Raw genomic sequence first — 10,084 nt, forward strand, 5'->3', positions numbered from 1 at the left:
GAGATCGGGCGCAAGGCAAGCGAGCAGGTTGTGCAGGAGCGGCCGTTTTTCCTAAGCGTTGGCAGGCTCGATGCGGGTAAAAACCACGCGCTTTTGATCCGTGCGTATGCGAATTTAAAAAATAACGACAAAGACCTGTTGATCTTAGGCGACGGCGTGCTGCGAGCAGAGCTTGAGGCCCTGATAGAGGAGCTGGGCTTAAGCGGCCGCGTGAAGCTTTTGGGCTTTGATGCAAACCCGTATAAATATATGGCTAGATGCTATGCGTTCGTCTTCGTAAGCCTTTTTGAAGGGTTTTCAAACGCGCTCATCGAGGCTCTTGCGTGCGGCAAGCTCGTGATTTCAAGCGATCATCAAAGCGGCGCGCGCGAGCTTATGGGGCAGAGCGAATGGGGCGTGCTGGTGGGCGTAAACGATCTAGAAAGTACCCAAGCGGCGATGCAAAAAGCGCTGGATGATGAAAATTATGTAAAATTTTATGAGAAAAAGGCTAAAATTAGAGCCTCGTTTTTCGATAAAAAACGGATAGCAAGCGAGCTGATCGCAAAAATAGAACAAATCGACGAAGGAAAATAGGCGTGGGTGAAGAAAAAAAGGCTTTTAGCGTCAGAGAGATCGACGAAGGATCGGACGATCAAAAAGGCGCGCAATCAATGGGTGCCGACAAAGCTGCCTTAAGCGAAAATTTTGCTAGTGAGGGAAATTTTGACGCAGAGTATTCCGCAAGCGGCGGAGAGAATTTTAGCGGCGAAAATGCCGAGCTTAAGGGTAGCGAGGATACCGCGCCTCAGAGCGATAAAAATTCTGCGCTTGATGCAAAAAATTCCGCGAGCAAAAATTCCGCGCACGCCGGCGTTAAAAATTTAAGCGACGATCAAGCGCGCGCTGTTTCTGCAAAAATGCGAGCACAAAAAAAATCCAAAAAGGCTAAAAAATCAAGTGGACGAAATTCTACCTCGGTAAATTCTGAAAATTCCGCAGGCGCAAATTCTACAAACTCAAATTTGAAAGGCACTGCGAATTCCACGAGCAAAAATTCTACAAATAAAAATTCCGCTGGCGTTGCGAACTCTACAAATAAAAATTCCGCAAAAGCCGCTAATTTGGCTAAATTTAAAAATGCGAATTCTGCAAGTGCTTTAAATTCTACAAACGGCATAAATTCTGATAATTCTAAAAACTCCACAGCGGAAAATTCCCAAAATTCTAAAAATCAGGCAGCTGGCGCGCTTCCTGCCAGGCGTAGAATTTTTGGCTTCATAAAAAATTATGAGTTTTCAAAGCATATTTTGCTGATGATTGTGTTTGCATTTGCCTTTAGCGTGGCGTTTCGTATGTGGTGGGTGTATTGGGCGAGCGGATTTCCGAACTACTTTTTTTGGGACGGCGAGCTAATGATAAACACCAACGACGGCTACGCCTTTGCAGAGGGCGCGCGCGATCGCCTCGCCGGCTTTCATCAGCCCAACGATCTTAGCTACTTTAGTGCACCGCTTTCGATCGTGACGGCGTTTTTGGCTGAAATTTTGCCCTTTAAAATCGAGACGATCTTCGTTTATCTGCCGGCTTTGTTTAGCTCGCTCATCGTAGTGCCGATCTTGCTGATCTCAAGCGAGTTTCGCTGCATGCGCGCGGGCTTCATCGGTGCGCTTGTCGCGAGCGTGGCGAATAGCTACTACAACCGCACTATGGCGGGGTATTACGATACCGATATGCTAAATATCGTGTTTGCGATGTGTATTTTGTGGGCGCTCATCCGCATTTGCACGCGCGGCTCGCGCAGCACGCTGTTTTGGCTAGGTGCATTTGCGATATTTTATATGTGGTGGTATCCGTCCAGCTTCTCGTTAAATTCCATGATGCTCGCCATGTTTTTCGCCTATACGCTGATTTTTAAGCGAAAAAGTAGGGTGAATTACGAAGCGATGATTATCTTTTTGATCGCGCTTTGCTCCACGCCTTTGGTAGCTAAAATTTTAATCTCGCTTACGCTATTTTGGCTCTTTGCATTTAAAGGAAAGCTATTAAATTTTAAAATTTTAGCGATTATCGGCGCACTTGCCGTAGTCTTTTTCGTCGCAAACGGGGGCCTTAGCCCGATCATCTTTCAGGCGAAATTTTATATCTTCCGCTCCTTTTCGGACAACGCCGATACGGCATTTCATTTTTTCAACGTCAATCAAACGATCCAAGAATCGGGCATCGTGCCAACTAATATCTTTATGGAGCGCATCAGCTCGCACGTCGCGGTTTTCGTGATCGCGACGATCGGATATTTAGTGCTTTGCTTTAGACATAAGGAATTTTTGCTCTCGATCCCACTTCTGCTTTTGGGCTTTGCAGCGAACAAAGCGGGCCTTAGATTTACAATCTACGCCGTGGGCGTGATGGGGCTAAGTTTCGGATATATTTTGTATTTTTGCGTAAAGCGCTTGGATCTGCCAAAGATCGCAGGGCGCGCGATACTGCTTATTTTGACGGCACTTGCGATCTATCCTGCATGGCAGCACATCGTCTCGTACAAGGTCGATACGGTCTTTTATCAAAGCGAGGTGCGGGTGCTAGATGAGCTCAAAGATAAAGCGCAGCGCGAGGATTACGCGCTTTCGTGGTGGGACTACGGTTACGGCATACGCTATTACAGCGACGTAAAGACCCTTATCGACGGCGGCAAACACCTCGGCAACGATAATTTCCCCGTTAGCTTCGCGCTTTTTAAAGATCAGATGAGCTCTGCGAATATGGCGCGCCTGGATGTCGAATACACCGAGCGCGGATATAGCGAAAAAATTCCAAACAAGCTAAAGCAAATTTTAAAAGATTATAATGCCACAGACGTAAATGATTTTATCTTAAGCTTGGGACTGGCCGATTTTAAGCCGCCAAGGCCTACGCGCGACATCTACTACATCCTGCCCGATCGCATGATGAATATCTTCCCCGTCGTCACACAGTTTTCAAATATCGACATCACCGACGGCAAGCAGCTAAGTGAGCTGTTTTTCATAACGAGCGATAGGTTCGTTCAAGATCAAAGCGGCGTGCATATGGACAACGGCTTTTCGATCTCTCCGAATTTGCTTAGTTTAGAATTTAGCGGCAGAAAATTCGCGATCAATACCTTTTATGAAACGAGCTACGACGCGAGCGGCAAGCTGGCGGTCAAGGAGCTTAACATGGACAGCAGCGCGCAATTTTACGTGATTTTCATGCGCGATTACGGGCGATTTTTGCTGCTAGATAAGACGATGCTAAACTCAAGCTATATTCAGCTTTTTGTATTTGAAAGATATAGACCCGAGCTATTCGAGCCTGTGATCTTAAGCCCTGCTGTGAAAGTTTATAAATTAAAGCGCTAGATAAAATTTTTGCCGCAATCTAAGGAGAAATTTATGAAATTTAATCTCGCAACGCCAAGCAAGGAATGCAGCATATGGCTCGCATAGGGTTTTTAAGCCATGCCGATATGAGCTTACATTTCTTTCGTCGCCCGATAATGCAGGCTTTAAAAGAGCGCGGGCACGAGGTTTTTGCAATCGCTCCTCGCGGCGCTTATACGCAGGATTTGGCACGCGATTTTAATACCGTAACTTACGATCTTGATCGAGCGAGCCTGAATCCGCTTACCATATTTAGCAACACCAAAGCCCTTGCGCGCGAGTTAAAGAGGCTGGATTTGGACCTGCTGCAAACAGCTGCGCACAAATCAAACGTGTTCGGTACACTGGCGGCTCGCGAGGCGGGTATAAAATATGTAATAAACTTAGTCGAGGGGCTGGGTAGCTTTTATATCGACGAAGATATTAAAACAAGGCTCGTGCGAGCGGTATTGGAGAAGCTTTATAAATTTTCATTTTCGCAGGCGGATGCTTGCGTATTTGTAAACGATGCCGATCCCGATTATATGCTATCTCGCGGGCTTATTGCGAAGCAAAAGGTTATAAGAATTAAAAGTGTAGGCGTAAATGCTGAAAAGTTCAACCCCAAAACCGTTAGTGTGGCGGATTTGGGCGAGGATTTGCACGGCAAAAAGATCGTGCTGATGATAGCTCGCGCGATGTGGCATAAGGGCGTGAGAGAATTCTACGAAGCAGCAGAAATTTTAAAAGATCGATTGGATGCGAAATTTGTCTTTGTGGGCGAGGGTTTTGCGGGCAATAAAAGCACCGCTGATCCTGCGTTTTTGCGAAGCGGTGCGGTGCATTATCTGGGTGCCAGAAATGATGTGCCAGAGCTTTTGAAGGCTAGTTACCTGCTAGCACTTCCTAGCTACAAGGAGGGCTTTCCTCGCACGGTTTTAGAGGCGATGAGCATGGCGCGAGCCTGCGTGGTAAGCGACTGTAGCGGCTGCGTAGAAGCCGTGCAGGATGGGGTAAACGGTCTAATATGCCGCACTCGCGACGCAGAGGATCTTGCGCGAAAGATCGAAATTTTGCTAGATGATGAGCCGCTTTGCGAAAGGCTCGGGCGAAATGGGCGCGAGATGGTGCTTGCAAATTACGACGAAAAGATCGTCACGGAAAAATATTTAGAGGTTTATAGGAAATTTATCGATGTATAGGTGTTTTTTAAAGCGCGCGCTCGATTTTACCGCGGCTTTGGTTTTGATCATTTTGGTTTCGCCCGTGATGGCGCTTACGTGGTTCTTGATCCGCAAGCACATTAGCAAAAGCGCGATTTTTACGCAATCTCGCCCTGGGCTTGATGAGCAAATTTTTAAAATTTACAAATTTAAAACGATGAGCGACGAGCGTGGCGCGGACGGCGAGCTTCTGCCAGACGAAGCGCGGCTGAACGATTACGGCAAAAAGATCCGCGCGCTAAGCCTGGATGAGTTGCCGCAGCTTTTTAACGTGTTAAAGGGCGATATGAGCTTCATCGGTCCGCGCCCGCTGCTGATCGAGTACCTGCCGCTTTATTCGCCGCAGCAGCGTCTGCGACACAGCGTGCGCCCGGGTATCACGGGGCTTGCGCAGGTAAACGGACGCAACGCGATCAGCTGGGAGAAAAAATTTGAGTTCGACACGTATTACGCGCAGAATTTAAGCTTCGCGCTCGATCTTAAGATCGCACTTTTAACGATAAAAAAGGTGCTTGCAAAAGAGGGCGTGAATAAAGAGGGCATGGCGACGACGGAGAAATTTAATGGGCACAACTAAAATTTACGTTTACGGCGCGAGCGGACACGGGCTGGTGGTTGCGGACGTCGCGCTAGCCGCGCGCGGGGCTAAATTTAGCGAGGTCGTTTTTTTAGACGACGCCGCGGGGCTGAAATTTAGCGAGGATCTGCCGAAGCACCCCGTAATAATCGCAATCGGCGATAATAAAACTCGCGCAAAGATCCAAGAGAAAGTAGCACGCGCGGGTTTTGAGATAGCGACGCTAATTCATCAAAGCGCCATCGTTAGCCCAAGCGCCGCTATCGGCGAGGGCGCAGTCGTAATGCCCGGCGCCGTGATAAACGCGCGAGCTAAAATCGGTCGCGGCGCAATAATCAATTCGGGCGTCGTAATCGAGCATGAGTGCGAGATCGGCGAGTTCGCGCACATTAGCCCAAACGCGGCGCTTGCGGGCGGCGTGAAAGTGGGGGCGTTTTCGCACGTGGGCATCGGCGCTAGCGTCATTCAGAGGCTAAAGATCGGGCAGCGCTGCATCATCGGCGCGGGCGCTGCGGTCGTGCGCGACATACCTAGCGACAGCGTAGCCGTAGGCGTGCCTGCTCGCGTGATTAAAAAAAATAGCTAAATTTAAAATTTATAGCATTAAAAGTGATAAAATCCGAGCATTTAAATTTAATGCCGAAAGCTAAATTTAGCCTTGTGCCAGGCGAGGTTAAATTTAAAGATCAAGGAAGGATGAAAATGGCAAGAGTATTTTTAAGCCCGCCGAATATGGGCGGCAATGAGCTTGAGTATATAAAAAAGGTATTTGAAAGCAACTATATCGCGCCTTTGGGCGAATATGTAAATCGCTTTGAGGATGCGGTGAAATCATATACGCACGCACGCGGCGCGCTAGCGCTAAACGCAGGCACGGCGGCGCTTCATCTGGCGCTTCGCTGCAGCGGCGTAAAGGACGGCGACGTGGTGCTAGGGTCCACGTTTACCTTCATGGCGTCGCTAAATCCGATATTTTACGAGCGCTGCGTGCCGGTGCTGATAGACAGCGACGAGAGTTGGAATTTAAGCCCGAAGCTGCTTAAAGAAGCGATCAAAAAATCGCCGAAAAAGCCAAAGGCGCTCATCGTTACGCACCTTTACGGACAGGCTGCGAAGATGGATGAGATATGCGAAATTTGCGCGAACGAAGGCATTGATGTTATCGAGGATGCCGCAGAGGCGCTAGGCGGATTTTATAAGGGTAAAGCACTTGGCGGTATCGGAAAATGCGGCGCGCTAAGCTTCAACGGCAATAAAATCATCACCACCTCGGGCGGCGGAATGTTGATTTCAAACGATGAGGAGCTAGTGGCTAAGGCTAGATTTTACAGCACCCAGGCGCGCGAGCCGCTGCTTCACTACGAGCACAAAGACTACGGCTACAACTACCGCTTAAGCAACGTCTTAGGCGCTATCGGCGTAGGCCAGATGGAGGTATTGCCGCAGCGTGTAAAGAGAAAGCGCGAAATTTTTAAAATTTACCAGGATCTGTTTAGGGGCACCGACGTGGAGTTTATGCCCGAAGTAGAAGGTGGCAAGGGCAATAGATGGCTTACGACGCTTCTATTTAAGAAAAAGGATGCCCATCTAAAGGTTATCGATGCGCTAAATAAAGCCGACATCGAATCTCGTCCGCTTTGGAAGCCGATGCATCTGCAAAGCATCTTTGCAGGCGCGCTTAGCGTAGTTGACGGCACGAGCGAGGATATGTTCAGTCGCGGCATCTGCCTGCCTAGTGGCACCGATATGAGCGACGAGACGATCGAGCGCGTCGTAAAAATCGTAAAAGAAAACATCTAATGCTGTTAAAACCCACTAAATTTAGCCGCTTCGCGTTTTTTTTGCTAGGAGATATTTTTATCTCGATCCTCTCCGTTTACATCGCGTTTTTGCTGCGATTTAGCGGAGATATACCGAACGAATTTTATAAAGGCGCGCTGCTTAGCGCCTCGAGCCTTACGGCGATTAAAATTTTCTATTTTTGGTTTTTGCGGATCTATTTAGTTCCGTGGAGATTTTTCGGGCTATACGAAGCTAGAAAGCTTTTCTACGCGCACGTGATGGCGGCGCTTACCTTTTTGATCCTGTTTTTTCTAGCGAGTAAAGTTTTTAACCCGTTCCCGCGCTCGGTCATCATCATCGACGCGGCGATCTCATTTATTCTGATCAGCGGGGTTAGAATTTCAAAGCGGATGTTTCTAAGCGAGAAGAAAAACATCACGAATAACGAGCCCTGCATCGTCGTGGGCGCTACGAGCAAGACCTTTCACGTCCTAAAAGGGATGCGGCAAAAATATATCAACTACTATCCCGTGGGTGTCGTGGACGGGCGAGCAGAGCTAGTAGGGACGTATTGCGAAAACTACGTCGTCAGGGCTAAGAGCGAAATTCCGCAGATGATCAAAGATAGCGGCGCCAAAACCGCGATCATCGCACTGGCGCTATATCCGGACGAGCTAAAGGAGCTCTACGACGAGCTTTTTGCATACGGGCTAAAGGATATCAAGCTCTTTTCGCTTTTGGAGGATGAGAGCAAAAAGATCCGCGACGTATCGATCGAGGATCTGCTCGCGCGAAAGCCGAAGGATCTCGACACCAAGGCGATCGAAAATTTTATCAAAGACAAGATCGTGCTGGTAACGGGTGCGGGCGGCACGATAGGAAGCGAAATTTGCAAGCAGTGCTTGAAATTCGGCGCAAAGCGTCTTATCATGGTCGAACACAGCGAGTTTAACCTCTACTCGATTAACGAAGCCACCGGCGCGGACGCGCGCAATGAGTTAAAGATGATAAACGTCGTTTATCGCCATGAGCTGGAGGAGGTTTTTGCAGAATTTCGTCCCGAGGTAGTCGTGCACGCAGCGGCGTATAAGCACGTGCCGTTATGTGAGTTTAATCCGCATCTAGCGGTCAAAAACAATGTCATCGGCACAAAAAACGTAATTGATCTGTCCAAAAAATATGGCGCGAAAAAGGTCGTTTTGATCTCGACTGATAAGGCGGTGCGACCGACGAACATTATGGGCACGACGAAGCGTATCTGCGAGCTTTACGCGCTAAATTCCAACGACGCGGCAAGCGATACGCAGATCGTCGCCGTCCGCTTCGGAAACGTGCTCGGCTCAAGCGGCAGCGTCATCCCTAAATTTAAACGCCAGATCGAAGCGAACGAGCCGCTTACCGTTACGCACCCCGAGATTACGAGATATTTTATGCTCGTTAGCGAGGCGTGTCAGCTTGTGCTTCAGGCAGCCTCCATCGCGCAGGGCGGCGAGCTTTTCGTGCTGGATATGGGCGAGCCCGTAAAGATCGCCGATCTTGCCAAGCGAATGTTGCAGCTTGCCGGCAAGGAGGAGCTGGGTATTAAATTTGTAGGTCTGCGCCCAGGCGAGAAGCTTTACGAGGAGCTTCTGATCGACGAAAACGACAAGAGCACGAAGTATCAATCCATCTTCGTAACCCACTCCGCAAAATACGACCTGCAAGAGCTAAGCTCGCAGATCGAGGAGCTTTCGGAGTGCGAGGACGCGCAGGTCGCGGATAAGCTAAAGCGTATCGTGCCCGAGTTTTCGCACCGATTGAACGATATGAAGGGCACGGCTTGATCGGTATCGTGGATTACGGCGCGGGCAATATCCGAAGCGTGATGAACGCACTTAGCTTTTGCGGCGCTAAATTTTGCCTCGCGCGTAGCCCTGAGGAGCTTTTGAGCTGCGATAAGGCTCTGCTTCCGGGCGTGGGCGCATTCGGCGAGGCGATGGATAAGCTTCGCGCAAGCGGTATGGACGCCGCGATTAAAGAGTTCGTCGCAAGCGGCAGATATTTTTTAGGCATCTGCCTTGGGATGCAGCTTCTGTTTGAACAAAGCGAAGAATTCGGCGCGCGTAGCGGGCTTGGAATTCTACCCGGTCGCGTCGTGAAATTTGACAAAACGAAATTTAATATTCGGGGGGCGGAATCCAGGTCCGAAAATATGAAATTTAGAGAAAATACAAAATTTATATCGGGCGAGACAGAATTTAATTCAGATAGGGCAGAGCTGAGCGAGCGCAGCGGGCAAAATTTTACCCGCGCCGAAAGCCTAAAGATCCCGCATGTCGGCTGGAACAGCGCGCATTTTATTAAGCGCTCGCCGATAAATGCGGGCCTAGGCGAGTTTGAGTATCTGTATTTCGTGCACTCCTACCACGTCCTTTGCGCGCGCGAGATCACGCTTGCGACCACGTTTTACGGCTATGAGTTTGCAAGCGCGATCTGGCGCGAAAACGTATTTGCCTTTCAGCCGCATCCCGAAAAAAGCCACGATGCGGGCATAAAAATCATTAAAAATTTTACGGAGCTGTGATGGAGATTTTCCCTGCGATCGATCTAAAACAAGGATGCGCCGTGCGCCTTAGCAAGGGCGAGATGCAAAGCGCAAAAATTTATTCCAAAGACCCCTGTGATCTAGCCAAAAAATTTGAAGATCTCGGCGCTAAGTGGCTGCATCTGGTTGATCTCGACGGCGCGTTTGCGGGCGAGGCGGTAAATTTCAAAGCGATCGAGCGGATCGTAAAAAGCACGCGCCTGCGCGTAGAAGTGGGCGGCGGCATCCGCGACGAAGCGCGCATAAAGGAGTATTTGAGCTTAGGCGTCGATAGATTTATCCTGGGCTCGGCAGCGCTTAAAAATAGAGATTTCGTAAGGAGAATGGCGAAGCTTTACCGCATCGTCGTGGGCATAGATGCAAAAGAGGGTTTAGTAGCGACCGAGGGCTGGGCGGAGCTAAGCTGCGTAAAAGCGACCGATCTGGCGCGAGACTACGCGGACGCAGGCGTTTGCGCGATTATCTGCACCGACATATCGCGTGACGGGATGCTAAGCGGCGTAAACGTAGAATTTAGCCGCTCTATCGCGAAAGCTTGCGGCATCGACACTATCGCAAG

General features: G+C 49.3%; 9 protein-coding genes. All 9 read left to right on the forward strand.

All coding sequences use genetic code 11. The features are described from left to right. The coding region (locus tag Q0236_RS12850) for a glycosyltransferase (protein WP_297918847.1) at positions 1 to 576 on the forward strand (576 nt) is incomplete at its 5' end. Between the two features lie 2 nt (positions 577 to 578). Next, on the forward strand, positions 579 to 3,359 hold the full coding sequence (locus tag Q0236_RS12855; RefSeq protein WP_297918850.1) for an STT3 domain-containing protein: 2,781 nt from the start codon (positions 579 to 581) through the stop codon (positions 3,357 to 3,359). A gap of 74 nt (positions 3,360 to 3,433) precedes the next feature. Beyond that, on the forward strand, positions 3,434 to 4,561 hold the full coding sequence (locus Q0236_RS12860; RefSeq protein ID WP_297918868.1) for a glycosyltransferase family 4 protein: 1,128 nt from the start codon (positions 3,434 to 3,436) through the stop codon (positions 4,559 to 4,561). After that, positions 4,554 to 5,159 (forward strand): undecaprenyl phosphate N,N'-diacetylbacillosamine 1-phosphate transferase, encoded by a 606-nt coding sequence (pglC, locus tag Q0236_RS12865; protein ID WP_297918852.1) that lies wholly within the window; start codon positions 4,554 to 4,556, stop codon positions 5,157 to 5,159. Before Q0236_RS12860 ends, pglC begins: the two co-directional genes overlap by 8 nt. Then, on the forward strand, positions 5,146 to 5,745 hold the full coding sequence (gene pglD / locus Q0236_RS12870) for a UDP-N-acetylbacillosamine N-acetyltransferase (protein WP_297918855.1): 600 nt from the start codon (positions 5,146 to 5,148) through the stop codon (positions 5,743 to 5,745). Before pglC ends, pglD begins: the two co-directional genes overlap by 14 nt. Before the next feature lie 116 nt (positions 5,746 to 5,861). Further along, a complete protein-coding gene (pglE, locus tag Q0236_RS12875; protein ID WP_297918858.1) occupies positions 5,862 to 6,959 on the forward strand; it encodes a UDP-N-acetylbacillosamine transaminase in 1,098 nt (365 codons plus the stop codon). Then, entirely contained in the window at positions 6,959 to 8,764 is a 1,806-nt protein-coding gene (locus tag Q0236_RS12880) for a nucleoside-diphosphate sugar epimerase/dehydratase (RefSeq protein ID WP_297918860.1), read from the forward strand. Before pglE ends, Q0236_RS12880 begins: the two co-directional genes overlap by 1 nt. Next, complete coding sequence (gene hisH, locus Q0236_RS12885; protein WP_297918863.1) at positions 8,761 to 9,504, forward strand: imidazole glycerol phosphate synthase subunit HisH; 744 nt, start codon at positions 8,761 to 8,763, stop codon at positions 9,502 to 9,504. The genes Q0236_RS12880 and hisH overlap by 4 nt, the downstream gene beginning before the upstream one ends. Further along, a partial coding sequence (locus Q0236_RS12890) for a 1-(5-phosphoribosyl)-5-[(5-phosphoribosylamino)methylideneamino] imidazole-4-carboxamide isomerase (protein WP_297918865.1) occupies positions 9,504 to 10,084 on the forward strand: 581 nt, incomplete at its 3' end. The genes hisH and Q0236_RS12890, both read left to right, overlap by 1 nt.

The organism is uncultured Campylobacter sp. (assembly GCF_938031315.1).
GTDB lineage: Bacteria > Campylobacterota > Campylobacteria > Campylobacterales > Campylobacteraceae > Campylobacter_B.